This window comes from Pseudomonas sp. HLS-6, assembly GCF_002753995.1.
Taxonomy (GTDB): Bacteria; Pseudomonadota; Gammaproteobacteria; order Pseudomonadales; family Pseudomonadaceae; genus Aquipseudomonas; species Aquipseudomonas defluvii.
Genome location: NZ_CP024478.1, coordinates 1,435,536 through 1,459,585, shown reverse-complemented (window position 1 = coordinate 1,459,585; position 24,050 = coordinate 1,435,536). Strand labels below are relative to the sequence as shown.

At 58.6% G+C, this 24,050-nt stretch carries 23 protein-coding genes and 3 pseudogenes; 8 read left to right on the top strand and 18 right to left on the bottom strand.

What is annotated here, in order from left to right:
• Positions 1–53: 53 nt before the first annotated feature.
• A complete protein-coding gene (locus CS390_RS06735; protein ID WP_099773847.1) occupies positions 54–998 on the top strand; it encodes an alpha/beta hydrolase in 945 nt (314 codons plus the stop codon).
• A gap of 36 nt (positions 999–1,034) precedes the next feature.
• The gene (locus CS390_RS06730) at positions 1,035–1,505 is read left to right on the top strand and encodes a MaoC family dehydratase (protein ID WP_099773846.1); all 471 of its coding nucleotides are present in this window, start codon (positions 1,035–1,037) and stop codon (positions 1,503–1,505) included.
• Positions 1,506–1,560: 55 nt separating this feature from the next.
• Here CS390_RS06730 and CS390_RS25255 read toward each other — a convergent pair.
• Both CS390_RS25255 and CS390_RS06720 read right to left on the bottom strand, forming a co-directional pair.
• Positions 1,561–1,787 (bottom strand): annotated as a pseudogene (locus CS390_RS25255) (SRPBCC domain-containing protein); the annotation flags it as partial.
• Positions 1,788–1,920: 133 nt separating this feature from the next.
• Positions 1,921–2,409 carry a GyrI-like domain-containing protein gene (locus tag CS390_RS06720; RefSeq protein ID WP_065761759.1) on the bottom strand — a complete coding sequence of 163 codons (489 nt, stop codon included), beginning with the start codon at positions 2,407–2,409 and terminating at the stop codon, positions 1,921–1,923.
• A gap of 111 nt (positions 2,410–2,520) precedes the next feature.
• Here CS390_RS06720 and CS390_RS06715 point away from each other — a divergent pair, with 111 nt between their 5' ends.
• Complete coding sequence (locus CS390_RS06715; RefSeq protein WP_065761760.1) at positions 2,521–3,342, top strand: AraC family transcriptional regulator; 822 nt, start codon at positions 2,521–2,523, stop codon at positions 3,340–3,342.
• Here CS390_RS06715 and CS390_RS06710 read toward each other — a convergent pair.
• Both CS390_RS06710 and CS390_RS06705 read right to left on the bottom strand, forming a co-directional pair.
• Positions 3,300–3,953, bottom strand: coding sequence for a LysE family translocator (locus CS390_RS06710; protein WP_065761761.1), 654 nt, complete (start codon positions 3,951–3,953; stop codon positions 3,300–3,302). The two genes, CS390_RS06715 and CS390_RS06710, sit on opposite strands and share 43 nt — an antisense overlap.
• A gap of 105 nt (positions 3,954–4,058) precedes the next feature.
• Positions 4,059–5,012 (bottom strand): threonine dehydratase, encoded by a 954-nt coding sequence (locus CS390_RS06705; protein ID WP_065761762.1) that lies wholly within the window; start codon positions 5,010–5,012, stop codon positions 4,059–4,061.
• A gap of 89 nt (positions 5,013–5,101) precedes the next feature.
• Between CS390_RS06705 and CS390_RS06700 the strand changes: the two genes are divergently transcribed.
• Positions 5,102–6,466 carry a PLP-dependent aminotransferase family protein gene (locus CS390_RS06700; protein WP_099773845.1) on the top strand — a complete coding sequence of 455 codons (1,365 nt, stop codon included), beginning with the start codon at positions 5,102–5,104 and terminating at the stop codon, positions 6,464–6,466.
• A 75-nt stretch (positions 6,467–6,541) separates the two neighbouring features.
• Here the strand turns inward: CS390_RS06700 and CS390_RS06695 are convergent, their stop codons facing one another.
• Entirely contained in the window at positions 6,542–6,799 is a 258-nt protein-coding gene (locus CS390_RS06695) for a DUF2790 domain-containing protein (protein WP_065761764.1), read from the bottom strand.
• Between the two features lie 283 nt (positions 6,800–7,082).
• On the opposite strand from CS390_RS06695, the gene CS390_RS06690 reads away from it, so the two are divergent.
• Positions 7,083–7,499 (top strand): GNAT family N-acetyltransferase, encoded by a 417-nt coding sequence (locus CS390_RS06690; RefSeq protein WP_065761765.1) that lies wholly within the window; start codon positions 7,083–7,085, stop codon positions 7,497–7,499.
• On the opposite strand, the gene def is transcribed toward CS390_RS06690, so the two are convergent.
• The 8 genes and pseudogenes from def to CS390_RS06650 form a co-directional block, all read right to left on the bottom strand.
• Positions 7,487–8,023: a peptide deformylase gene (gene def, locus CS390_RS06685; protein ID WP_099773844.1), complete on the bottom strand. Its 537-nt coding sequence runs from the start codon at positions 8,021–8,023 to the stop codon at positions 7,487–7,489. The two genes, CS390_RS06690 and def, sit on opposite strands and share 13 nt — an antisense overlap.
• 12 nt (positions 8,024–8,035) lie before the next feature.
• Positions 8,036–8,992: a YihY/virulence factor BrkB family protein gene (locus CS390_RS06680; protein WP_065761767.1), complete on the bottom strand. Its 957-nt coding sequence runs from the start codon at positions 8,990–8,992 to the stop codon at positions 8,036–8,038.
• 292 nt (positions 8,993–9,284) lie between these two features.
• On the bottom strand, positions 9,285–9,770 hold the full coding sequence (locus tag CS390_RS06675) for a hypothetical protein (protein WP_145991800.1): 486 nt from the start codon (positions 9,768–9,770) through the stop codon (positions 9,285–9,287).
• Positions 9,771–10,236: 466 nt separating this feature from the next.
• Positions 10,237–11,016: pseudogene (gene tssI / locus CS390_RS06670) on the bottom strand (type VI secretion system tip protein TssI/VgrG); the annotation flags it as partial.
• 140 nt (positions 11,017–11,156) lie between these two features.
• The gene (gene istB, locus CS390_RS06665; RefSeq protein WP_099773209.1) at positions 11,157–11,960 is read right to left on the bottom strand and encodes an IS21-like element ISPst3 family helper ATPase IstB; all 804 of its coding nucleotides are present in this window, start codon (positions 11,958–11,960) and stop codon (positions 11,157–11,159) included.
• Positions 11,953–13,452: an IS21-like element ISPst3 family transposase gene (gene istA / locus CS390_RS06660; protein WP_157767171.1), complete on the bottom strand. Its 1,500-nt coding sequence runs from the start codon at positions 13,450–13,452 to the stop codon at positions 11,953–11,955. The genes istB and istA overlap by 8 nt, the downstream gene beginning before the upstream one ends.
• A gap of 107 nt (positions 13,453–13,559) precedes the next feature.
• Positions 13,560–14,324: pseudogene (gene tssI, locus CS390_RS06655) on the bottom strand (type VI secretion system tip protein TssI/VgrG); the annotation flags it as partial.
• A 91-nt stretch (positions 14,325–14,415) separates the two neighbouring features.
• Positions 14,416–14,934: an Hcp family type VI secretion system effector gene (locus tag CS390_RS06650; RefSeq protein ID WP_099773839.1), complete on the bottom strand. Its 519-nt coding sequence runs from the start codon at positions 14,932–14,934 to the stop codon at positions 14,416–14,418.
• 480 nt (positions 14,935–15,414) lie between these two features.
• Here CS390_RS06650 and CS390_RS06645 point away from each other — a divergent pair, with 480 nt between their 5' ends.
• Positions 15,415–15,795, top strand: a complete 381-nt coding sequence (locus CS390_RS06645; protein WP_065761669.1) for a hypothetical protein — start codon at positions 15,415–15,417, stop codon at positions 15,793–15,795.
• Here the strand turns inward: CS390_RS06645 and CS390_RS06640 are convergent, their stop codons facing one another.
• Positions 15,796–16,632, bottom strand: a complete 837-nt coding sequence (locus tag CS390_RS06640; RefSeq protein ID WP_099773838.1) for a S1 RNA-binding domain-containing protein — start codon at positions 16,630–16,632, stop codon at positions 15,796–15,798.
• Between the two features lie 156 nt (positions 16,633–16,788).
• Here CS390_RS06640 and CS390_RS06635 point away from each other — a divergent pair, with 156 nt between their 5' ends.
• Positions 16,789–17,664 carry a DUF6279 family lipoprotein gene (locus CS390_RS06635; protein WP_099773837.1) on the top strand — a complete coding sequence of 292 codons (876 nt, stop codon included), beginning with the start codon at positions 16,789–16,791 and terminating at the stop codon, positions 17,662–17,664.
• A 1-nt stretch (position 17,665) separates the two neighbouring features.
• Here the strand turns inward: CS390_RS06635 and aceK are convergent, their stop codons facing one another.
• Positions 17,666–19,387: a bifunctional isocitrate dehydrogenase kinase/phosphatase gene (gene aceK / locus CS390_RS06630; RefSeq protein ID WP_065761667.1), complete on the bottom strand. Its 1,722-nt coding sequence runs from the start codon at positions 19,385–19,387 to the stop codon at positions 17,666–17,668.
• 283 nt (positions 19,388–19,670) lie between these two features.
• Between aceK and CS390_RS06625 the strand changes: the two genes are divergently transcribed.
• Complete coding sequence (locus CS390_RS06625; RefSeq protein ID WP_099773836.1) at positions 19,671–20,558, top strand: DMT family transporter; 888 nt, start codon at positions 19,671–19,673, stop codon at positions 20,556–20,558.
• An 81-nt stretch (positions 20,559–20,639) separates the two neighbouring features.
• Here CS390_RS06625 and CS390_RS06620 read toward each other — a convergent pair whose 3' ends face one another.
• From CS390_RS06620 to cysK, 3 genes are all read right to left on the bottom strand, one after another.
• On the bottom strand, positions 20,640–21,536 hold the full coding sequence (locus tag CS390_RS06620; protein WP_099773835.1) for a DMT family transporter: 897 nt from the start codon (positions 21,534–21,536) through the stop codon (positions 20,640–20,642).
• A gap of 363 nt (positions 21,537–21,899) precedes the next feature.
• A complete protein-coding gene (locus CS390_RS06615) occupies positions 21,900–22,835 on the bottom strand; it encodes an aspartyl/asparaginyl beta-hydroxylase domain-containing protein (protein ID WP_099773834.1) in 936 nt (311 codons plus the stop codon).
• A 173-nt stretch (positions 22,836–23,008) separates the two neighbouring features.
• Positions 23,009–23,983, bottom strand: a complete 975-nt coding sequence (gene cysK / locus CS390_RS06610) for a cysteine synthase A (RefSeq protein WP_099773833.1) — start codon at positions 23,981–23,983, stop codon at positions 23,009–23,011.
• Positions 23,984–24,050 lie beyond the last annotated feature (67 nt).

The following is a 24,050-nucleotide window of genomic DNA, read 5'->3' as shown; positions in this document are numbered from 1 at the left end:
CTGACTGGGATATACACTGAGCAGATCACGCGATATGCGCAAAAGGAGCCGCCATGCACCATGACGCCTTCTGGCTGCCGGCCAGCGATCATTGCAGCCTCTATGTCTATCAGTGGCTGCCAACCGGCCCGGTCAAGGCCGTAGTACTGCTGGCCCATGGCATGGCCGAGCATGCAGGCCGCTACCAGCGACTGGGCGAAGCGCTGAGTGCCGCTGGCTACGCCCTTTACGCCCATGACCAACGCGGTCACGGTCGAACGGCGGAGCTGGGTACGCGAGGCCTGTTCTCACAACATGAGGGCTGGAGCAAGGTGGTCAATGACCTGGGGCTGCTCAATCAATACATTGGCCAACAATACCCCGGTACACCGGTGTTTCTGCTCGGCCACAGCATGGGCAGCTACATTGCCCAAGCCTATCTGCTGCACCACAGTGCGAGCCTGCAAGGGGCGATTCTCAGCGGTTCCAACTTCCAGCCACCGGCGCTGTACCGAGCGGCCTGCCTGATCGCTCGGTTCGAAGCCTGGCGCCAGGGGCCCGTGGGCCGCAGCGCACTGATCGAGTGGCTGTCATTCGGTACCTTCAACAAAGCCTTCAGACCTAACCGCACGGCGTTCGACTGGCTTAGCCGCGACCCTGTAGAGGTCGACAAGTACCTCTCCGACCCCTTGTGCGGCTTTCGCTGCAGCAATCGCCTGTGGATCGATCTGCTCATGGGGCTGGAGCAGATCAGCCAGCCGAACAACCTCGCACAGATCGATCCGAACCTGCCAATCCTGATCATTGGCGGCGAATGTGATCCGGTCAGTGCCGGCAAGCGTCTCAAGGATCTGGCTGGTGCATTGCGTCTGGCCGGCAACCAGCACGTGCAGCTGCAACTGTATCCGCAAGCCCGGCATGAGCTGTTCAACGAAACCAACCGCGACGAAGTTACGGCTACAGTTATTGACTGGCTCGAGCGGGCCCTGGCCCTTGGCCGCCCCCCTCGCTGTGAATAACCCCCTGCCTCGTCGAACCTGAAGGACTCCACCTCAATGACCCAGGTCACCAACACGCCTTACGAAGCCCTCGAAGTCGGCCAGACCGCCAGCTTCAGCAAGACCGTCGAAGAACGTGATATCCAGCTGTTCGCCGCCATGTCCGGCGACCACAACCCGGTGCATCTGGATGCAGAGTTCGCCGCCAAGAGCATGTTCAAAGAGCGTATCGCCCACGGCATGTTCAGTGGCGCACTGATCAGCGCCGCCGTCGCCTGCGAGCTGCCTGGCCCGGGCACGATCTACCTGGGTCAGCAAATGACCTTCCAGAAGCCCGTGAAATTCGGCGATACCTTGACCGTTCGCCTGGAAATTCTCGAGAAGCTGCCGAAGTTCAAGGTGCGCATCGCCACCCGCGTGTTCAACCAGAACGATGAACTGGTGGTAGACGGCGTAGCCGAAATCCTCGCGCCACGCAAACAGCAGACCGTAGACCTGGTGAGCCCACCACCGATCACCATCGGCTAAGCCCAGACTACTGGCCTGGACGGCGCACGCAAAAGCGCCGTCCAGGCAGTTGGTGTCAATCCGGCATCTGATCGGTAACAAGCGCCACCAAGCGCTCGACACTTTCCCCCAGCCGCGATGAAAACCCATGTCATCATGGGCCTGGCAATCTGCAGCATTCCAGTGCCAGGCACGGGCGGTATAGAGCGTCTTGCCGTGGAATTCCTCGAACTTCACCACGGTCGTCATGAAGGCCTTGGTCGATGGCACCCACCCCGGCCCGAAGGCATCGGTAAGCCAAAGCCACTCTGCCCGGATCAGGCGTTAGAGGGCTCATCGTGTTGTTCTCCTCAGCGACCAAGGTTGAAACTCACGCACTGAACAGGCTGATGTACACGCAGCCCATGCAGCGAAAATGCCTCCCAGAACGCTTCGACTACCGGGCTTTCAGTGGCAGCCAGATTTCAACCACATTGTTATCGCTGCCCGGATCGTAATCAGCACTGTAACGCTCGAACTCCGGCGCATCGGCGGCCTGCTCACCCGAACCTGGCAACCACTCCTTCCAGATCCGCTCGAACGTCTGGCCAATAGCGGATATCGCCCCCCGGTGCTCAAATACGGCATAGTGCTGTGGCGCCAAGGCGTACCAGCGGAACGTCTGCGCCAGCGCCTCGGTACTCGTCACTTCGACCCCGGCGATGTACTCGAAACCACCCTGACCATCAGGATTGCAGCATAGGCCATAGGTGTCGTGACCGACCTGCCCCGGCACCTTGCCGATATGGTGGGCAAAGCGTTGCCAGAGTACCGGAATGCCCTGCAGGGTCTGCTGGGTGTAACGCTCGCCAAGCCCGGCAATGGTGAACGCACGGCCATTTTCATAACGCGCCGGTGCAAACCCGGCGTCCTTCAGGGTCGACATAGCTGTGCCTCCATACAGGTTGAGCATTGCACGTCATGGCCACTGCCCTCATTGCACCGGGCCATGCCTCTGGGCTAGCGTAGCCGCATTGTCCGTTCCGGGAAACCAGCCATGGCCCTGATCACCGAACACCTGCATGCCTGCGGCCTGGTCGAGGCCTCTTGGGTCAAGGCCCAGGCGGCCAGTTTTCCACGACATACCCACGATGAGTATGTGCTGAGCGCCAACCTTCAAGGCGATGAGCACATCTGGCTAGATGGTCGTAGCCTGGACGTCAATCCCGGCCAAGTGACGGTGTACAACCCGCTGGCCGTCCAGGGTTCGGCGTTCGGCCCAAGCGGGGTCGAGTACATCAGCCTGCACCTGTCGCCCCAAGCCCTGGCGCGCGTCATTGCCGAGAACAACCTTGATCACCCCAACGGCTGCCCGAGCTTCGACCAAGGGGTACTGCAACACCCTGGGCTGTTCCAGGCCATCGTCGACTTCGCGCGCGTACGTGCGCAATCACCAGAGGAGGACGAAGAGGCGCTGATCAACCTGCTAAACCAATTGCTTGAACAGCCTTCGAGCACACCCGGCGAACAACGCAGTGCAGTCCTGCACACCGTACAGTTCATGCGTGAACACCTGTGGCGACGCCTGGAGCTGAATGAACTGGCCCGCATAGCTCGCTTGAGCAAGTACCATTTTGTACGCTGCTTCAAAAAGGCCACCGGGCTGGCACCACTGCAGTATCACATGCAACTGCGCCTGAGCGAGGCACGTCGGCATCTACGCGGCGGCCTGCATCCACAAGAGGTGGCGGCAACCTTGGGTTTCTATGATCAAAGCCACTTCATCAACGCCTTTCGCCGGACGCAAGGCCTGACACCCCACACTTACTGGATGGCTCACAGGGCGGTTGCGGGCACCGCCAGGATAAACTCGCGGTAACCGGAAACGATCACGTACACCGCGAAATAGCAGAAGATCCCTGCCGACGCCAGGTACGACCAGGTCAGTAAACGGTCGCCAAGCAAACGCCCGCCGTGGCTGGCGACCAGGCACAACGAGAGGCTCCAGAGCACCCCGGCAGCGAAGAAGCCGGCCAGGAACACGCCAGCCTCCAGCAGGCTGCCGCCGCCAGAGCGCGAGATGAGTACACCGCCTACCGCAGCGAACCAGAGAATCGCGCTAGGTGAGGACATGGCCAGGAAAACACCGCGCATGAACTCACGCCACGGTGACTCCACGACCACCTCATCACTGGTGTTCAAGTGCGCATCCCCCCGTAAGGCAGTGACCAGCATCCTTACAGCGAACCACACCAGCAGCAGCGATCCCCCCACCCACAACACCCAACGTACTGCCGTGTACTGCAACAGTACCGTCATTCCCGCCAGCGCGGCCACGGCATAAAGCAGATCGCCGATACAGGTTCCCAAACCCAGCCAGAAGCCCTGAAAAAAACCGCGACGCATGGCCAGAGTGATCATGGCGATGTTGGCCACACCGATATCCAGACACAGTGACAAACTCAGAAGAAATCCATTGGAAAAAGGCATGAACCGTCCATTACAGGTATTGCAAACAGGCGCTCATTAAACCCTGTTGCATCCGCTGCGTATTGGAAAAAATTGCCTGGTCACAAGCGCTTCAGAGACGGCAACTCAACCCGCCAGCACCTGGGCATAGCGTTCACGGTCGACATTCGCCCCACTGAGAATCACGGCAACCTTGCGCCCCTGCTGCCGCTCACGCTCCTGCACCAACGCCGCAAGGCCTGCAGCTCCAGCGCCTTCCGCAGTATTGTGCGTGTCCTCATGAAAAACCCGCATCGCCTCGGCGATTTCCTCGTCGCTGACCCGCACAATCCGTGCAGCCCCCGCACGCACAATTTCAAACGCTTCAGGCTGCGGCATACGGCAAGCCATGCCATCGGCAAAGGTATCGGCGCTCTCGGTGGTGACGATACAACCCTGCTCAAGGCTTTGAGCAAAGGCATCGGCCTGCGTTGACACCACACCGACGATCTCGGTGCGCAAGCCCAGCAGATCACGGGTGCGAATCAGGCCACAAATCCCCGACCCCATACCGATGGGCACGTAGATACAATCCAGCTGGTCAACGCCCTCGAACAGCTCCAACGCATAGGTGGCGACGCCGCGGATCAGTTCCGGATGAAACGCCGGTACCAGCTCATAGCCCAGTTCCCGTGCCAACCGGGCCGCCTCACTGCGCGCCTGATCGAAATCCTGGCCGAACTCGATCAACTGGGCGCCCAGGGCCCGCATTGCTGCGTTCTTTTCCCGCGAGTTGCCCACGGGGACGACAATAATGATCGGCAACCCGGCATTACGTGCCGCCAGCGCCAGGCTCTGCCCATGGTTACCGCGCGTGGCGGTGACCAGCCCCCGAACACCGGGTGAAGTCGCCAACAGCGCCTGAACATAAAGCAGGCCGCCCCGAACCTTGAATGCACCGGTAGGGGCATGGTTTTCATGCTTGACCCACACCTCACAACCCAAGCGCTCGGCCAGACGCGGCCAGGCATACTGAGGCGTGGCAGGAATGCTGGGGCGGATCAAACGAACAGCATCGCGCAGCGCAGGTAAATCAAACATGGCAATCACCTTCTCGGGTCAGGGTTTGACCCGATCTTAGTCATCACGCATTGTATGGGTAAAACCTTATATTGCATGGCCGACAATACATGTGGATACCGCTCCTGCCCAACCCCCCCCAGCCACGCTACCTGGCCTTGGTCGAGGCCATTGCCGAGGCTATCGAGTGTGGTGAACTCAAGGTAGGTGATCGTCTGCCGCCACAACGGCGCCTGGCCTGGGCACTGGGCCTCAACCCCAGCACCACCCAACAGGCGTACCGCGAGGCCGCCGCCCGCCATCTGGTCAGTGGCGAAGTTGGCCGGGGCACCTACGTGCTGGCGGGAAGCAAGGAGGCCACGCTGTTCTGCCTGAAACAGGGCAAAGCGGCCCGCATCGACCTGTCGACCAACGTACCGGCCGTCAATCAACACAACGACGACGTCGAGCGCGCACTACAGACGTTGATAGACAACAACCAGACCCAGCGCCTGGAACACTACCTGACCGCCGATGAGCTTCTACTGGGGCGCGCACTTGGCGCCACCTGGCTGCGTAACCGTGGCCTGAGCCTTTCGCCGCAACAGGTGCTGCTCTGCGCGGGGGCCCAACAAGGCCTGTTCAGTCTGCTGTTGTCGCTGTGTCAGGCGGGCGACCCGGTACTGGTCGAAGCCCTCACCGCCCCCGGCATCAAGGCCGCCTGCCGTCAGTTGCGCCTGCCCTTGCACGGCGTTGCGCTGGATCAGCACGGCATCCGCCCCGATGACCTGGAACGCATGGCCCGCGCCACCGGTGCCCGCGTAGTGGTGCTGACACCCACCCTGCATAACCCGACCGGCAGTTGTCCATCACCGCAGCGGCAACGCGAGATCGCCGCCGTGGTCAGGCAGCATGGATTGTTGCTGATTGAAGATGATGTCTACGGTGCACTCACCGACAGCCCGCCGCTTTTCCCTTTGCTGGGTCGACAGGGTGTATTGGTGACCAGCCTGTCGAAAACCGTCGGCGCTGGGCTGCGCCTGGGCTGGATTGCGGCCGACACTGAGCTGCTGCAACGGATCGATCCACATACCCAGGCGACCCATTGGCCTGTATCGCCGCTCAGCGTGCAGATTGCCAACCGCTGGCTATCCGACGGTACAGCCGAGCGGCGCCTGGCCTGGCAGCGCGAGGAAATCGCACAGCGTTGGCGCCTGGCGCGCAAGGTCCTCGGCGCGGCACTGCAGGATGACAGCACCCCCTCCCCCCATCTCTGGCTCACCGGGCAGCGACCTGGTGCCGTGATGGCGGCGGCCTGTCGGGCCGAGGGCGTGGATGTGGTGCCGGCAGAAGTCTTTGCCGTCAAACAAGGGGATCTGCCCGCGATTCGGGTGAGCCTTTCGGCGGCCACCGACCGGGCAGTACTCAAACAGGCACTGGAACGTATTGCACATGTGCTCAATCAAAAACCGATTAAAGAACCCTGCACAACATAACCAACGCAGTTATTTATACCCTTAACAATAAAACCCCCGCTGCTGCGGGGGCTTGAGAACATCTGGCAATGCCTATTAACCGTTGCTGCAACCGTCACCCATGGCGCGGTATTCAATGGTATGACGCTGGCCCTGATGGTCTTCATAAGTCATGGTTGCTGGCACGACTTCACACACATTTGGCAGGGTCGACAGGCTGATTACCTTGGCAATATCGAGGTTTTGCGAGTAATCATACTGCTCGGCAACAGGTTGAGCGGCTGCCGTTTCAACTTCATCTGCCAGCGCAAATGTAGAAAAACCGATCAAGGCGAATGCAAGTAATTTTTTCATGTTAGTTGGCCTGCAAAGCAATCAAACAAACAAATTCACTTCATGCGCCGGATGGGCGGGGAGAAGTTGTTACATCACAGGTTGATGTAACACGAAGTACCGACCCCAATTAACTATTCTGTTTGGGATGTGCTTAGTTTACAGCGCAACTTCCGTCGTTAAATCCCGAAGCCGTACATTCACTATTACCGATTCCGTAACAATAACCACCTTGCACAGGGCTCGACGGGCCGACACCCCCTGGTGTAAAACCGCGAGATAGAGCCTTGCGTGGAAACCCATCGTGCCTCAGATCCACTACTGCCTGCTGCCTGCCCTTGAGCAGCCACTGCTGAATAAATTCTACAAAAGCCAGGGTTCATCGATGCGTGCGGCTCCCGGCGGGCAACACTGGGTTGCACGCGCACCACAGCTCATCGCCGCGCTGAACCTTACGGCGGTGCCCGGTGGCAGTTGGTTGACCGGATTACTGGTGGGCACAGAATGGCGTGCGCAGGGCATTGCCCGGGGCCTGATAGAAACAGCAACGCGCCAAGAGGAAGGCAGCGTCTGGTTGTTCTGTCATCCTGATCTGCAGGCGTTCTACGCTCGGCTGGGCTTTGCATCAGCCCACACGTTGCCCGCCCCACTGGCGGACCGCCTGGTGCGCTATCAACGCAGCAAAGCCCTGCTGGCGATGGTTCGGCCTCAATCGTCCTGATCGACCAAGCCTGGAAACAACACTTCGGTGTAACCGAACTTGGCGAAGTCGTGAATGCGCGAAGGGTACAGCCGACCGATCAGGTGGTCGCATTCATGCTGCACCACGCGGGCATGGAAGCCTTCAGCCACTCGCTGAATCGGCATGCCCTGAGGGTCAACGCCTTCATAACGAATACGGGTATAGCGCGGTACTACACCACGCAGGCCCGGCACCGACAGGCACCCTTCCCAACCGTCCTCGACTTCAGTGCCTAACGGTGTGATCACCGGGTTGAGCAGGATGGTCTGCGGCACGGCCTCGGCATCCGGGTAACGCTCGCTGCGCTCGAAACCAAAGATGACCAACTGCAGGTCAACACCGATTTGAGGTGCAGCCAGCCCGACCCCGCCAACATGGCGCATGGTCTCGAACATGTCAGCAATCAACTGCTCCAACTCGAGGCTGCCATACAGATAGGCTGGCACCGGTGGTGCGATGCGCAACAGGCGCTCATCGCCCATTTTCAGGATTTCACGAATCATGGGGCATTCGACTCAACGTTCGGGATCGGATTCAGGCTGGAGCGAATGATCGCGACCAAGTCCGGAAACATGCTTTTTATCATGGCTATGATCGTCATCGGTAAACGCCTTTTTGCCGAGGGTGCTGATCTCCTCGCACATATGGTCGATCACCGCGTTCATCTCTGCGCCCAACAGCAACACCGCCGCCGAGATATAGAAGTACAGCAACAGCACAATGATCGCACCGATACTGCCGTACATGGCGTTGTAATCGGCAAAGGTCTTGACGTAATAACCAAAGCCCAGAGACGCAATGATCCATACCACTACCGCCAACACCGAACCCGGTGTGATCAGACGGAATCTCTGCTTCACATCTGGCATCACGTAATAGATCAATGCCACCGCCACCATCAACAAAATGACAATGGCCGGCCAGCGCAGCACCATCCAGAGCGTAACGATGAAGTCCTCCATCCCCACCTGCGACGCGACCCAGGCCATCACCTGCGGCCCGAGCACCATGAAGGCAGCGGCAGCCAGCAACATACCGGCAATGCCCACGGTGTAGATGATCGACAGCGGAAAACGCTTCCAGATAGGCCGTTGCTCGACCACATCATAGGCCGCGTTCATCGCACTCATCATCAACCGTACGCCCGCCGATGCCGTCCACAACGCAACAACAATACCAATCGAGAGCAACCCACCCTTGGACTGCTGCAACTGGTCAATCACCGGGTTGACCTGCTCCAGTGCCTGCGGCGGCAGCACCAGCTCAGACTGCAAGCGCAACCAGGAGAAAAAGTCCGGCAGGTGCAGGAACCCGATCAATGCAATCAGGAACAGCAGGAAGGGGAACAGCGAAAACAGCATCTGGTAAGCCAGTGCCGACGCATAGGTGGACATCTCATCATTGAGAAACTCGCGGACCGTTCTCACCAGCACACGGTGAAGCGGCAAGCCGCGCAAGTCGGGAAATATCATGGTGTCTCCTGTCACTGCTCGACAGTCATCGGCAGGTTCCATGTGCGCGGTAACAGTGATCAACTCACGTTAGTTTAAATGAGCAACGGGCAGGCAGCACAACGCAACTGCAAAGAGATCAATCGCCCCATTGACCCACACTGCGCCCTCAACGTTCCATTTTTCTTGCCGTGCGCTCTCTGTGGGACGCAGGCTTGCCTGCGATGGCTTCAGCGCAGATGCCAGTGAGTACACTGGTGCCTGCATCCTTGGCAATCGCCTAAAGCCTTGGAAGCGGCCAGCTTGCCCCTCTTCAAGCAGCCCGGTCTATGGGACGGGCGACACGCGGAAGATGTGGAAGTCGCGCCTCGAAAAAGGCCAGTAGATGATCAAGCTCGCAGCATTTGGCAAACAACGGTGCGACACTAAGGGCATTCTCCTTCATATAATTGTCATACCAAGCAAACTCCAAACCCACTAACCCCTGCTTTTTATCAATAACAACCTCTGTAAACTCAGACCACTCAAAGGTTCTCAGATGAAATATCGTGTGTACCCCACGATAATTTTTTGAGTTCATTGACGCGCGCAAAAGCATCATCTTCGCGGGCGCGATCACGGCATAGATTAGAAAGCTAGCGTCGCGATAGAGGCTTGCCATACAGGCAAAGAGAATCGCCGAAATAATCGCGAGACACGTCAAGAATTTCAGTGCCCACTCTGGAAAATTTTTCCACTCACAAAATTCAGCACCAGATGCTGTAAAACGGTAGGCGAAGTTCATGCGCTGATGGGTCATGCTCAACACAGCTACCATCAATACAGAAAAAACAAAAGAGCGCACAATGAGCGCGTAGGCTCATCGTACCTTTCAAAATTTGAGTGCACAGAAAACCCAAACCAAACAGCAACCACCAGCCAGAAAACAAACAACCCATTAGCAATAACGGTATTATAGTTTCGCGCTTTTATCCTCCAGCCCAGCAGTTCAGACTCATGTGCATATTTCCACGTCAGCTGAGGCGGCAGTTCTCGTGGCCTGACCCAGTGGCTCAGCAGAGACTTCACACTAGACAACCCGTCTAAAACCTTCATTTCGCCATCCCCTCTGGCACCTGAAGATTCAGCCCGTAGAGACTGTGTTTCTCCAGCTTCTGCTCTTCAGGCAGCATGTCCGTGAACAGCGTATTTTGGCGCTCGGCCTCACGTAAAGAGTCGCGCAAGGCCACACGGAACATGTAGCCACGGGCGTCTGTGCGTTGATTGGTGTCGTCAATGCGCAGCTCGTTGCTGCGGCTACCCTTGTGCTCCTTGCTCTTGACCGTCGCGACGGTCTTGAAGTCAGGTAGCCGGTAAGGCGGAAGATGAACGCCATGAAACAGGCAACCGGTGACTAACGGCCTGTCAGGATCCCCCTCCTGGAAGCTGATCAATACTTCCATGCCAATACGCGGCAACGAGATAGCCCCGAAACCCTGACTGGCCCAGTTGGAGGCCACACGCATCCAGCAGCTGGTGCGCTCGTCGGCCTGGCCTTCACGGTCCCAGAAAAACTGCACCTTCACCCGCCCATAGGCATCGCAATAGATCTCTTCGCCTTCGGGACCGGTGACAACTGCGCTCTGCGTGCCGAACAACCTCGGTTTGGGGTGCTCAAGCGGTGGACGGAATGGGGTATCCCAAGGCGTGGCGACGAAGTGATTACGGTAGCCCTGATGAAAACCGTCGAGGTCAGCCTCGAAATCACTGACGATGGCTTCTTCAAGCACCTGAGGCTGTCGGCCTTCATGGGTGATTTCGGTCAACAGCCACAGGTCGTTCCAGGCAGGGTTGCCATGCTCGGCCAGGCGCAGGAAGTGCCCGCTGACCAACAAGGGCTGATCACTGTCGCCGTGTGCTTGCTGGTAATCGCTGCGATGGCGCTCCAACGCTCGCTTGGCCAGCAGAGCACCCTGCTTGTCCTGATTGAAATGTCCAGGGTAGCCGTAGTCTGTTGGCGCTGATGGAAAATTGACCCACCCTGCCGATTGAAATTTGACCCAGGGCGGATTGCTGATTTTGTTACCAGCAACTGTGGATAAGTCTACCAGCGCAGCTGCTTTTGAACCCACTCCCTCGCTGTCCCAGTTCAGCTGTTGAAGACCTGCCACATGCAGCCATGCAGCAGGCCGTCGTCACCATGAAATCAGAACGACTCATCGTCCTCCGGTTCCTGGCCGTCCTTACGCTTTCGCTCCCGTGATTTGATCTTGGCCTGGGCCGCCAAGCTACTGTGTTGCAGGCGATAGGACTCGTTACCGGTTTCGACGATGTGGCAGTGGTGGGTCAGCCGATCCAGCAGGGCGGTGGTCATCTTGGCGTCGCCGAACACGCTCGACCATTCGGCGAAGCTCAGGTTGGTGGTGATCACCACGCTGGTGTGTTCGTACAGCTTGGACAGCAGGTGAAACAGCAACGCACCGCCAGCCTGGCTGAACGGCAGATAACCCAGTTCGTCGAGGATGACCAGATCCATGCGCAGCAGTGCCTGGGCGATCCGCCCGGCTTTGCCGTCGTGTTTTTCGCGCTCCAGCAGATTGACCAGATCGACCGTGGAGTAGAAGCGCACGCGCTTGCCATGCCGGGTGATGCCGGACACGGCCAGCGCGGTGGCTAGGTGGGTTTTACCGGTGCCTGGCCCACCGATCAGCACCACGTTCTGCGCGGTGTCGGTAAAGGCCAGGCTGGCCAGCTCGCTGATCAGGCGTGCGTCGGCGCTAGAGGCGTTGAAATCGAAGCTGGCCAGATCGCGGTGCATCGGCAGCTTGGCCATGTTCATCTGGTGGCTCACCGAGCGCATGGCGCGATCTGTGTGCTCTTGTTCCAGCAGGTGTTCGAGCAGCCACTTGGACGAGGCTGTGTTCGACTCACCCTGTGCAGTTAACTCCGCCCAGGCCGTGGCCATGCCGTGCAGGCGCAGCTCCTTGAGTTCCGCCATCAAATCACGCATGACCGACCTCCTCGACCTGGCCACGCAGGCGGTCGTAGCGCGCCGTGTTAGCGACGGGGGCTTCCTTGAGCGACAAGTGGGTTTCGACGCTGGGTGGTGGTTCGGATGCTGTCAGCCGTGCCACGACATTGAGGATGTGTTCGGCGCTCAGGCTGCCACTCTCCAGTACCAGCTCAACGGCTACCAGCACGGCATCGAGCCCGGCGACCGGTACGGCAGCCAGAACTTGCGCCATGATCCGGTCACCGCCGGCATGACGCCCCAGACCGTGCTTAAGCTGACGCAGCGGCGCCGGCAGATCAGCAAAGGGCGCGCCGTTGCGCAGCGCACCGGGCTTGCGTTCGATCAGCGGGAGGTAGTGCTGCCAGTCATAGCTGACCTGGTCGCGATCCAGCAAGCGGACATGGCTGGCGATCAGCGCGTCGTCAGCCACCACCTCGATTCGCGTCGGATACAAACGGCTGCTGACCCACTTACCCGCGTACTCACACGGCACCGAGTAGCGGTTGCGCCCGACGCTGACCAGGCAGGTGCTGGAGACCCGCGCAGGCCGCTCGACGTAACCGTCGAATGGCGCTGGCACAGGCATCAGTTCAGCGCGCTCCAACTCCAGCACTTCGGCCACACTCAGACCGCTGTATTGAGGGTGCGTCAGCTCGTTCCAAAGCGCGCGGCAGCGCTGGCCCAGCCAGGCATTGAGTTCCTCGAAGGAGTGAAACTGGCAGTCCTGGGCGTCTAGCCAGATACGCCTGCGGCTGTCTTGCACGTTCTTTTCAACGATGCCCTTTTCCCAACCAGCGGCGACGTTGCAGAAGTCCGGATCGAACAGGTAATGCGCGCACATCACCGCAAAGCGTGCATTCACCGCCCGGCCTTTGCCCTTATTGACCTTGTCGACGGCGGTCTTCATGTTGTCGTAGATGCCCCGGCGCGGCACGCCGCCCAAGGCGCCGAACGAGCGTGTATGGGCGTCAAATAACATCTCATGGCCCTGGCTCGGATACGCCACAAGCCAGAACGCACGGCTGGCACACAGCTTCAGATGTGCCACCTGCATACGCCGGTAAATGCCGCCGACCAGCAAGCCTTCCTCGCTCCAGTCAAACTGAAACGCCTCGCCAAGAGCAAAGGTCAGCGGCACAAAGGCCTGCGACGCCTTGCCCTGTCCCCCTCGCCAGGCACGGATAAACGCGGTGAGCTGGCTGTAGCCACCGTCATAACCATCGGCTTTGATTTGCGCCAACAGCGCCTTGGCACTGCGCCGCTGTTGCTTGGGGCGCAGCGAATCGGCTTTTAGCGCCTGCTCTAGCGTGACGTGAAAAGGGCTGAGTTTGTTAAAGATCGCGCGGCGTTGGTACACCGGCTGCTTGGCCTCAGGTGCTCTGACCCACTTGCGAATCGTGTTGCGCGCCAGCCCGGTGCGCTTGGCTATCTCATGCAGCGACAGCTTGTCGCGGAAATACATCCGCCGAATTTTGCCCATCATTTCCATACTGATCACCCTGTGTTCTCCTGCTCAAAAATTGAGCAGAAGCAGTTGAACACCTGGGTCAGTTTTCAGTCGGCAGAACAGCCTCTACTGGGTCAGTTTTCGGTCAGCGGCAACACGTAGTCCTCAAGGTCTGGCCTGGCCTCGCTTTCGGCCTTGCCCTCCCGTTCGAGGCGCGGTGTCTTGAAGTCGTAGTCACGCCGAGTGACGCGGCTGGTACGCGTCTCTACCCGCAGGCCAAAGTGCTTGATCACGGGTACTTCAGCGACCATGCCCGAGTCAGGCTGATAACGCACAGGAGCAAGAACCGGAAACACCGTCTGATCATCACCGAACACCAGCGTGTGCGCTTCGACGCTGTGCTGAAAGTGATAGTGCAAACCGACCTCTTCACTCAGACGCTGGATGAAATGCAGGTCAGACTCGGCGTATTGAACGCAGTACTCGCGCTCGGGATAGACCCCACTCAGGTGAAACCGATAGGTGTTGCTGAAGATGCCGTGCTCTTCAAGCACACGAGCAATGATTTGCGGCACCGTCAGGTGCTGAAAAATGCGTTGGTTACTGCGGTGCGCCAAATAGGACAGACGCGGTCGCAGCGTGATCCGATAGCGCGTCAGGCGCTTACCGGCATCGCCCACGGCAACGCGGTAGATCTGCCCATGTATGCCATGCCCATTGGGCGAAAACTGCAAAAAAGCAAGCTTGTGCAACAGGCCCTCCAGATCGAGCGAGGGTCGTTCACTGACCAGTTCGAGCTCGAAGTGAAACGGCCGGCTGATCGCCTCCTGCCCGTTGAAGGACAGCACCTGAAGGTCATGTTCCAGACCTTCTATGGTCAGGCGGAAATGCGGTTGATTGGCCGGTGCGAACATCCAATGTTCCTCCGTCAGGGTATCGGCAGCGCCAGGCAGTGCGCAGCGGGCGACACGAAGGCCGACCGCTGCGCAGTAAGATCAATCAGCCTTAGCCGGCAACCGGCGCGCGCCAGTCATCAGAGCCGGAGGTACCCGAGACCTCATGCGTCCAGATGATCTTGCGGTAGGTGAAATGCACGTCTTGCAGATGCGTGAAATGCGCGTTGCTTGGGTCCTGGCAGTTGTGCATGTAGTCTCTGATGTCGACGATGACCGCATCTTTCAGGGTGGTGGTGTAGTAATGCTCCTGAGTGCCGGCCGCCGAGGTGCGGTACCACTGGATTATGACTTCGGTCAGAAGCTCACCCGACGTCAGCGCCGCCAGTAGCAGCGGCGAAGCCTTATCGAATACCTTGGTGATGACCATGGGCTTGTGCACACGCTGGCCTGTTGGCTGGCCAGACTGCGGGTCACGGGGAATGATCACTTCGTGCTGGAAGCCTTGGACCATGACTTGGTCTTCATGACCTTCCTGATAGGTATTGCCCACGGAATCCGCGGTGAAGGCATCGGCAGTGATCAGGCCTTGTTTGGTGCCCTCGACGGACATGTATGCAGGAGTAGCCATTGGTATTTTCCTTGCTAAAAAGTCATTAAAACCGTGGGCGAAATACGCCCCACGACGAAATGACTAATGCCAAGGATCGTGCCAACTTTTTAAAATGCTTTAAAATCATAAGCTTAAAAACAAACCAAACAGAACTGGTCGTTTTTTGCACAAATAATCAGGAAAAAGTGCGCAAGAAGTTGCGCAGTGCTGCGCAACTTCTTGCGCACTCGTCTGTACACACCGAAATATATGGCCTACGCAAATCTATACACAGGGTTATCCACATTTCAGTGCGCAACTTCTTGCGCACAATAGCCTAAAGCCATCATGCAAAAAAATGTGATTAACAGGCTGTTTTTTGCCCGAGAAAATCATCGTTCGATGGGCATCCAGAGTGCAGCAATCAGGGCTCAGGAATTAACCCCAGCCACGCACAGAACGCGTAAAATGCCCGGCATCTTTGACACCGTGCCAAAGCGTCACCCGTAGGAACCCGCAATGAAAATCGACAAAGCCACCGCTATTGCCCGCCGCAACCAGCAATTGGGCACACCGGTGCTGAGCGCCGACAACTGCCTGTTCGCCGCGCTCGATCACAAGCGCAATATCTGGTGGTTTGATGTACCGGTGAAGCGCCTGCACACCGGCCTGGGTGACTGGATCAACCTGCTGTTGCACACTCCGGAGAACGACCAGTTGCAGCACTTGAAGGTGCCGACCAGCTTCCTGCGCACACGCCTGGAGGAAATGGAGGTGCGTAATGCGCACAAGCGCCGTACCACCATCAGCCTGGCGCTGAGCGCCGACCGCGATGCGTGGCTGCAGGATCAGCGTCCGGGCGGCAACAATGTCAGTTTCGCCCGGTTCCTGCAGAGCTGATCAGACCCGTTCGATACGGTCGGCGTGGATCACGATCAGGCCGTCCTTGTACAAGGCGCCAATGGCCTTCTTGAAGTTGCCCTTGCTGACCCCGAACAGGTCGCTGATCAGTTGCGGGTCGCTCTTGTCGCTGACCGGCAACACGCCGTTGGCCGCCTTGAGCTTGTCGAGGATCAGGTCGTGCAGGCTGTTAACGGCCTGCTGGCCAATTGGCTGCAGGCTGAGGGCGATCTTGCCGTCGCTGCGCAGTTCCTTGATATAGCCCTTCTCCTGCTTGCCGGAACGCAGGAACTTGAACACTTCGTTCTTGTGGATAAGGCCCCAGTGCTTGTTGTCGATGATCGCTTTGAAGCCCATGGGCGTCTCGCCGGCGACCAGCAGATCGACCTGCTGCCCCACCTTGTAGTTGGCCGGCACCTTGTCCAGGTAACGGTCCAGACGTGAAGTCGCCGTAATGCGGCGGGTGCGTTTGTCCAGGTAGACATGCACCACGCAGTAGTCGCCCGCACGCAGTGGATGCTTTTCCTCGGAGTACGGCATCAACAGGTCCTTGGGCAGGTCCCAGTCGAGGAAAATGCCAATGCTGTTGATCTCGACCACCTTCAGGCTGGCAAACTCGCCAACCTGCACCTTGGGCTTCTCGGTGGTGGCGATCAGCTTGTCTTCACTGTCCAGGTAGACGAAGACGTTGAGCCAATCTTCAACTTCAGTGGGCGTGTCCTTGGGGATGTAGCGGTTGGGCAAGAGGATCTCGCCGTCTGCTCCACCGTCCAGGTACAGACCGAAGTCCGTATGTTTTACCACTTGCAAACTGTTGTAACGCCCAACTAAAGCCATGTCCGAAAATCCTCGTTGCGAGGCCGGTATTCTACACCTGAACCGAAGGCACCGCCCGGTCACTGAAGGTCTCTTTCAACCGTTCGTACCTGTGGGGTCGGCAAGAGAGCCTGCCTGTTCTATAAAGAAAGGGCATGCCCATGCAAGGATCCGCTCATGTACAGCCGCCTGTCCAAGTACCTGCGCCCTCTCCTGCTAGCGGTTCTCTGTAGTGCCGCACTGATAGCCTGCAACCGGATTGATCTGGCCTACCGCAACCTCGACATCCTCGTGCCCTGGTCGCTGAACGACTACCTGGACATGAACCGCGAACAGAAAACCTGGCTTAAACAGCGCCTCACGACACATTTGAGCTGGCACTGCCGCACCCAACTGCCGGGTTACCTTGAATGGCTCGATCGGGTGAAGTCGATGGTGGCCAGCAATCAGGTGTCCGAGGCGCAATTGCAGGCGCGCACCAACGAAATCAAGCACGCGATCGACAACGTAGCCAGGCAGATCACGCCTTCGGCGGTAGAACTGTTACGCGCCCTGGATGATGATCAGGTACGCGCCATGCGTCAGGCGTTTACCGAAGATACCCGCGAAAAGCAGGAAATTTACGCCAATACACCCTTCGATAAACAGATCGCCCAGCGTACCCGACGCATGGAAAAGCGTCTGACACCCTGGCTGGGTGAGCTCAGCGCGCAACAGCAGTTGCGGATCACCCAGTGGGCACACTCACTGGGCGCTCAGGGTAATGTCTGGATCACCAACCGGGCAGAATGGCAGGCGCAGTTCAGTGCCGCCGTGGAGCAACGGCAGTCTGCAGACTTTCCAGAGCGCCTGGAGCGTTTGCTGATCGACCGGGAACGTCTCTGGACCCCTGCGTACCGCCAGGCCTACCAACAGAACGAAGCCGCTACCCGCAGCCTGTTGGTCGACCTGATGGCTCAAAGCAGCCCCTATCAGCGGCAACACCTGGAGAAAAAGCTGGCACAGGTGCACCAGGATTTCAGCCAGCTCAAATGCCTGAAGGCGGGCGTCTGACTCACGCTTCGCGGCATTTGCGCCGGTACGGGAAGACGTCGATCACCTTGCCCGCACGGATCGCTTCCTGCAGGCCTTTCCAGTAATCGGCATCATAGAGTTCGCCATGCAGTTGGCTGAACAGGCGACGCTGGGCGCTGTCGGCAAACAGGAACGGCGGAAACTCTTCAGGGAATACATCCAGCGGGCCGATGGAATACCAGGGCTCCGAGGCCATCTCATCCTCCGGGAAGCGCGGCGGCGGGATGTAGCGGAAATTGACCTCGGTCAGAAAGCAGATTTCATCGTAGTCGTAGAACACCACCCGACCATGGCGCGTCACGCCAAAGTTTTTCAGCAACATGTCACCTGGAAAAATGTTCGCCGCCGCCAACTGCTTGATGGCCAAGCCGTAATCCTCCAGCGCGTCACGCACCTGGGCATCGTTGGCATTTTCCAGGTAGAGGTTGAGCGGGGTCATGCGTCGCTCAGTCCAGCAGTGGCGAATCAGTACGGTATCACCATGCACCTCGACGGTAGACGGTGCCACCTCCAGCAGTTCGGCCAGGCACTCAGGGTCGAACTTGCTCAGCGGAAAACGAAAGTCGGCAAATTCCTGGGTGTCGGCCATGCGCCCGACGCGATCGACACTCTTCACCAGGCGGTACTTTTCGATCACCGTGGCCCGATCGACACTCTTGGAGGGTGAAAAACGGTCCTTGATGATTTTGAACACTGTATTGAAGCCCGGCAGGGTAAACACGCTCATGACCATGCCACGCACCCCGGGCGCCATGATAAAGCGGTCATCGGTGCTGGCCAGATGGTTGATCAGTGCCCGGTAGAACTCCGACTTGCCATGCTTGTAAAAGCCAATCGAGGTGTACAACTCAGCGATGTGCTTGCCCGGAAGAATACGCTTGAGAAAGCCAACGAACTCGGCGGGTACCGGTACATCCACCATGAAATAGGAACGGGTAAACGAGAAGATGATAGAGACGTCCGCCTCGTCGGTAATCAGTGCATCGATCTCGATACCGTGCCCTTCGCGGTGCAGTAGCGGGATTACCAAAGGCCATTGCTCGTCCTGGGTAAAAATCCGCCCGACCAGATAGGCACCCTTGTTGCGGTAGAGCACCGAGGAAAACAACTCGACCTGCAGTTGGGGGTCCTTGCACACCCAGTCCGGCAGGCTTTCTCGAAGTTGCACTTCAAGTCGCGCCAGATCGCCCTGCAAATCGGCATAGGGCACATCAAACGAATAATCTGCAAAGATCTGCGCGAGCATATCCGCCAAGCGCCCGTCAGGACGGTAAATGCGCGTTTGCGCGGCTCGCTCGTGACTACGCAGCGAAGGCCGGGTGGTGTGAATGAACATGCAGCCGTCGCTGATCAGGTCATGGCTGAACAGACTGCAGAAAATCGAGTTGTACCAGGTTTCGGAGAGCTCATCGTCCAGTCGTGGATCAATCAGGTCGATATAGGCACTCTTGACCAATGGCCAATAGGCGACATCCAGCAGCACCTCATCGGTAAACGCCTGGTGCAGGCGCTGGCTGACCTCGCTGACCTTGTCTTCGTAAAGGTTGATCCGTGCCGCCGAGGCGCTCTGCGTTTGCTGCCACTGGGCCTGCTCAAAGCGACTACGGGCACCGTCGGTAATACAGCGGAAATGCTCACGGTAGTCGTCGAAACCTTCGAGGATCATCCGGGCAATATCAGCGGCCGGCCATGGCTGGGGCATACAGGGACCTCGGTGTCGTGGATAAAGCCTGAGCTTAGGTCAGTCTCCCACAGGACGAAAAGACTCCTCGCACCGATACTTCGGCCAAAAGGTAGCAAACAGACCTAATTCAGCGCGCCGGTGTACTGCCCATCCCTGGAATTACTGGAGGACGGACAACGCTACTGCAACCGGCCCGCGCGAACGGCATGATCCTTACTCAGGAAACCAGCGCAAGAAACAGAGCGAGGCGATCAAGCATTTACCGTAAACTCGCGGCCCGCACCAAGGACCGGAGACCCTCGTGAGCCCTATCGCCCTGACCCGCCTGCTGACCCTCGCTGCCGTGTGGGGGGCCAGCTTTCTGTTCATGCGCATTATTGCGCCGGTACTGGGCACTGTGCCCACGGCGTTCTTCCGTGTTTCGATTGCCTGTGCTGGGCTGCTGATGATCCTTGCACTGCTGCGAGTGGAGTGGAATTTTCACGGCAAACTCAAGGCGTGCCTTGTGCTGGGCATGGTGAACTCAGGCATTCCGGCAACCCTGTACTCCGTCGCGGCGCAAGTGCTGCCAGCCGGCTACTCGGCCATTTTCAATGCCACCACGCCCTTGATGGGCGTATTGATCGGTGCGCTGTTCTTTCGCGAACCCATGACCCTGAGCAAACTCGCCGGCATTTTTCTCGGCCTGCTCGGCGTCGGCATTCTCAGTGGCGCCGGGCCGGTAGCCTTCGACCTGAACCTGCTGCAAGGCGCCCTGTCCTGCCTGGCGGCAACCACCTGCTATGGCTTCGCGGGTTTTCTTGCCCGACGCTGGCTCGACCACCAGGGCGGGTTGGACAGCCGCCTTTCAGCGCTGGGCAGCATGCTCGGCGCCACTCTGCTGCTGTTGCCCCTGTTCGGCTACAGCGTCATGACCCAGCCACCGGCCAGTTGGGGTGGTTGGGAGGTCTGGTTATCGCTGCTGGGCCTGGGGCTGGTCTGCACCGCCTTTGCCTACATCCTGTACTTCCGCCTGCTCAGCGAGATCGGCCCGGTCAAGTCGTCAACCGTGACCTTCATGATTCCCGCGTTTGGCGTACTCTGGGGAGCCTGGTTACTGGACGAACCGTTGTCTGCTGCCCACCTGTACGGTGGAGCATTGATTGCGCTGGCCTTGTGGCTGGTGCTCAAGCCCAGCGTGATCAGGTAAAGACCTGTACCCGTCGTTGAGCGCATTACCAGGCGCGGCGTACGGCTGGCTGCCTGTACGCCGTGCCAGGCTCAGTTACCGCTAGGCCTCTTCAACCCTGCCTGACTGAGGCGCGTAGGCCGGCTTGCGGAAGACGAACAGCAAGCCGATAACGATCAGCCCCATGCCCAGTACACTCAGCAATGCCAGTCGGTTGCCAAAGATCAGGTAGTCCATGATGGCGGTCACCGCCGGTACCAGGTAGAACAAACTGGTGACATTCACCAGATTGCCCCCGGCAATCAACCGGTAGAGCAGCAAGGTGGCGAACACCGAAACCACTAATCCCATCCATAGCACCGACAGCAGCACGTCACTGCCCGGATCGATATGCAGCGGCTGAAAGGGCGCGAATACCCCACACAGCAGCAACCCCGCCAGGTACTGCAACGGCAAGGTACCCAATGGATTAGTGGTAATACGTTTTTGCATGATCGTGCCCAGGGTCATGCTCACCAGCGCTAGCAACGCGAAACACATGCCGGCAAACGATACGCCTCCCAAGCCTATGCCCTGATAAACCACCATTACCAGCCCGGCCAGGCCCAGGCACAAGCCGAACAGCCGGTTCCAGGAGCGCTGACGCTCCATCAGCACGATGGTGAGAATCGGCTGCACCCCCATCACGGTGGCCATTACCCCGGGGGTGACGTGACCATCCAGGGCCAACAGGTAGAAAATCTGATAAGCACCAAGCAGCACGCACCCTGTTGAAATCGCCTGCAGCCACGCGCGCCGGCCTTGCGGCCAACGCAATTTCAACAAGGGGCCAAGCAGCAGTAACGCTGCCAGGGCGATGACAAAACGGATCAGCAGAAAGGCAAAGGGACTTGCGTGGGCCAGCCCCCACTTGGAAACAATTGCGCCACTGCTCCAGAGCAGGACGAACAGGCTGGTCGTGGCCGCCGCGGCCACGGATTCTTTCGAAATAACAGACATGAAATGCCACCTGTATTCGGGCAAGTAAGCCGAACGGTGCTGCCGCAAAAGGACAGTCAACCGCTTTCAGTAGTGTTCAGGCGTAATCGGGGGATGTCGCAGCACCAGCTGCTCAGCCCACTACGACAACCACGCCTGGGGGTGCTACGACACACCCTGGAACGCCACTGACAGGTGGTGGGTAATGGCTGATCATGGCCGGCTGCTGCGCGCCACGCACGACAACTACCGCGTCGGGCGCGGCAGCGTATGCAGTGACTGGACAGAATGCGGGCATGATCAGTTCTTCAATAGAGGGAATAACGAAAGGCACATGGCCTACCGGGCCTGACTATAGTCAGCACCCGGTAACAGCGCAAGGGGTCAGAACAACCAGCGGTACAACAGGTAGGCAACAAGCACGGCCAGCACCGGGCGCATGATCCGATAGGCTTTTGGGTTGGCCCGCTTGAACTGCTTGACCTTGCTACTGATGACGTTACTGAAACGCTTGCTCCAGGCATACGCCTGGTTGATACCGCCAACACGCTCGTCATCGGTGTTCTGCGGTGCCGTCGCACGGCCAAGGAACGCACTGACACTGCGGTTGATGCGTGTCATCAGCGGGCTGCTGAGCGGCCGTTCGATATCACAGAACAGGATCACGCGCGTCGTGTCGGTTTCGTTTTTCACCCAATGCACGTAGGTCTCATCGAACATCACATCTTCACCGTCGCGCCAGGCATAGGCCTGACCATCGACGTAGATCCGGCAGTCGTCCGAGTTGGGCGTCGACAGGCCCAGGTGATAACGCAGGGAACCGGCAAAGGGGTCACGGTGCGGGTTCAGGTGGCTACCACCAGGCAGCAGGGCAAACATGGCGCCCTTGACGTTGGGGATGCTGCTGACCAGTTCAACGGTCTTCGGGCACAGTGCGTTGGCCGACGGCAGCGGCTTGTCGTACCACTTCAGGTAGAAACGCTTCCAGCCCTTCTTGAAGAACGAGCCGAAACCGGCGTCGTTGTCTTTCTCGGCAGCACGAATGTACCCCTCGTCGAAGAGGTGCATGGCCTCCTCGCGGATCACTTCCCAGTTGTCCTTGAGCACATCCAGCTCCGGGAACCGGTTGCGGTCCAGGTAGGGCTTGGACGGCACCCCGGAAAACAGGTACATCAAGGCGTTGTAAGGGGCGAACAATGCCGAATGGTTGACGAACTGGCGCAACAGCGGCAAACGCGCCTTGCCGCGCAAATGTACATAGAGCGTGCTGCCGAAAAACAGCAGCAGTACACCCGCCTTGGCGACAAAGGAAAAGGTCATGCAACACTCCTTGGAATTTCGATCAGGCCATCGCTGCCGATTAATCGGCCATGATAAACCGATCCGGCTCTGGTAAAAACAACCAGAGCCGGACAATCACTGTTAAGGATTGTGCAACAAAGCGCGGCAGCGAATATTGCCGCGGATCAGGCAAACCGGCACAGGCAGCGGTATTACTGCTGGTTTTCCTGGTCGGTGAACAGGTCACTGAACAACATGCTCGACAGGTAACGTTCACCGGAGTCGGGCAGGATGACCACGATAGTCTTGCCCTGCATTTCCGGTTTTTCGGCCAGGCGTATCGCCGCCGCCATCGCGGCACCACAGGAAATGCCACAGAGGATGCCCTCCTCCTGCATCAAACGCCGGGCCATGGCCTTGGACTCTTCATCGCTGACCAACTCGACCTGGTCGACCATCGACAGGTCAAGGTTCTTCGGCACGAAGCCTGCGCCAATACCCTGGATTTTGTGCGGGCTGGGCTTGATCTCTTCACCGGCCAGTGCCTGGGTGATGACCGGCGATACCATGGGTTCCACCGCCACCGACAGAATCGCCTTGCCCTTGGTCTTCTTGATGTAACGCGAAATGCCGGTGATCGTGCCGCCCGTACCAACACCCGCTACCAGCACATCCACCGCACCATCGGTATCGTTCCAGATTTCGGGCCCTGTGGTTTTTTCATGAATCGCCGGGTTTGCCGGGTTATCGAACTGCTGTGGCATGAAGTACTGGGCAGGGTCGCTGGCAACAATTTCGTTGGCCTTCTCAATGGCGCCTTTCATCCCCTTGGCAGGTTCGGTCAACACCAGCTCAGCACCCAATGCCTTGAGCACCTTGCGACGCTCGATACTCATCGACGCCGGCATGGTCAGCACCAACTTGTAGCCACGGGCCGCCGCGACAAACGCCAGGCCAATACCGGTGTTACCCGAGGTCGGCTCTACGATGGTCATGCCAGGCTTGAGCTTTCCGCTGCCTTCAGCATCCCAAATCATGTTTGCGCCAATTCGGCATTTGACCGAATAGCCAGGGTTACGCCCTTCGATCTTGGCCAGAACGGTCACTCCGCGCGGGGCGATACGGTTGATCTGCACCAGCGGTGTATTACCGATGGAATGCGCGTTGTCAGCAAAAATGCGGCTCATGGCGGGGTCCTTTTGGCACCGTGCGAAAACTTCAAGGGTAAGCCTGCCCCTGAAGTGCGTCCAGCCC

What these genes read in the sequence shown, in the direction of transcription:
- CS390_RS06680 (WP_065761767.1), bottom strand. Translation starts at nt 8,992, where the DNA reads ATGATATTTCCCGACTTGCGCGGCTTGCCGCTTCACCGTGTGCTGGTG.
- CS390_RS06615 (WP_099773834.1), bottom strand. Translation starts at nt 22,835, where the DNA reads ATGACCTTTTCCTTTGTCGCCAAGGCGGGTGTACTGCTGCTGTTTTTC.
- CS390_RS06695 (WP_065761764.1), bottom strand. Translation starts at nt 6,799, where the DNA reads ATGAAAAAATTACTTGCATTCGCCTTGATCGGTTTTTCTACATTTGCG.
- CS390_RS06640 (WP_099773838.1), bottom strand. Translation starts at nt 16,632, where the DNA reads ATGGCTTTAGTTGGGCGTTACAACAGTTTGCAAGTGGTAAAACATACG.
- CS390_RS06645 (WP_065761669.1), top strand. Translation starts at nt 15,415, where the DNA reads ATGAAAATCGACAAAGCCACCGCTATTGCCCGCCGCAACCAGCAATTG.
- istA (WP_157767171.1), bottom strand. Translation starts at nt 13,452, where the DNA reads ATGGAAATGATGGGCAAAATTCGGCGGATGTATTTCCGCGACAAGCTG.
- CS390_RS06735 (WP_099773847.1), top strand. Translation starts at nt 54, where the DNA reads ATGCACCATGACGCCTTCTGGCTGCCGGCCAGCGATCATTGCAGCCTC.
- CS390_RS06650 (WP_099773839.1), bottom strand. Translation starts at nt 14,934, where the DNA reads ATGGCTACTCCTGCATACATGTCCGTCGAGGGCACCAAACAAGGCCTG.
- CS390_RS06700 (WP_099773845.1), top strand. Translation starts at nt 5,102, where the DNA reads ATGTGGATACCGCTCCTGCCCAACCCCCCCCAGCCACGCTACCTGGCC.
- cysK (WP_099773833.1), bottom strand. Translation starts at nt 23,983, where the DNA reads ATGAGCCGCATTTTTGCTGACAACGCGCATTCCATCGGTAATACACCG.
- CS390_RS06635 (WP_099773837.1), top strand. Translation starts at nt 16,789, where the DNA reads ATGTACAGCCGCCTGTCCAAGTACCTGCGCCCTCTCCTGCTAGCGGTT.
- CS390_RS06720 (WP_065761759.1), bottom strand. Translation starts at nt 2,409, where the DNA reads ATGTCGACCCTGAAGGACGCCGGGTTTGCACCGGCGCGTTATGAAAAT.
- CS390_RS06620 (WP_099773835.1), bottom strand. Translation starts at nt 21,536, where the DNA reads ATGTCTGTTATTTCGAAAGAATCCGTGGCCGCGGCGGCCACGACCAGC.
- def (WP_099773844.1), bottom strand. Translation starts at nt 8,023, where the DNA reads ATGATTCGTGAAATCCTGAAAATGGGCGATGAGCGCCTGTTGCGCATC.
- CS390_RS06705 (WP_065761762.1), bottom strand. Translation starts at nt 5,012, where the DNA reads ATGTTTGATTTACCTGCGCTGCGCGATGCTGTTCGTTTGATCCGCCCC.
- aceK (WP_065761667.1), bottom strand. Translation starts at nt 19,387, where the DNA reads ATGCCCCAGCCATGGCCGGCCGCTGATATTGCCCGGATGATCCTCGAA.
- CS390_RS06675 (WP_145991800.1), bottom strand. Translation starts at nt 9,770, where the DNA reads ATGACCCATCAGCGCATGAACTTCGCCTACCGTTTTACAGCATCTGGT.
- CS390_RS06715 (WP_065761760.1), top strand. Translation starts at nt 2,521, where the DNA reads ATGGCCCTGATCACCGAACACCTGCATGCCTGCGGCCTGGTCGAGGCC.
- CS390_RS06730 (WP_099773846.1), top strand. Translation starts at nt 1,035, where the DNA reads ATGACCCAGGTCACCAACACGCCTTACGAAGCCCTCGAAGTCGGCCAG.
- CS390_RS06710 (WP_065761761.1), bottom strand. Translation starts at nt 3,953, where the DNA reads ATGCCTTTTTCCAATGGATTTCTTCTGAGTTTGTCACTGTGTCTGGAT.
- istB (WP_099773209.1), bottom strand. Translation starts at nt 11,960, where the DNA reads ATGCGTGATTTGATGGCGGAACTCAAGGAGCTGCGCCTGCACGGCATG.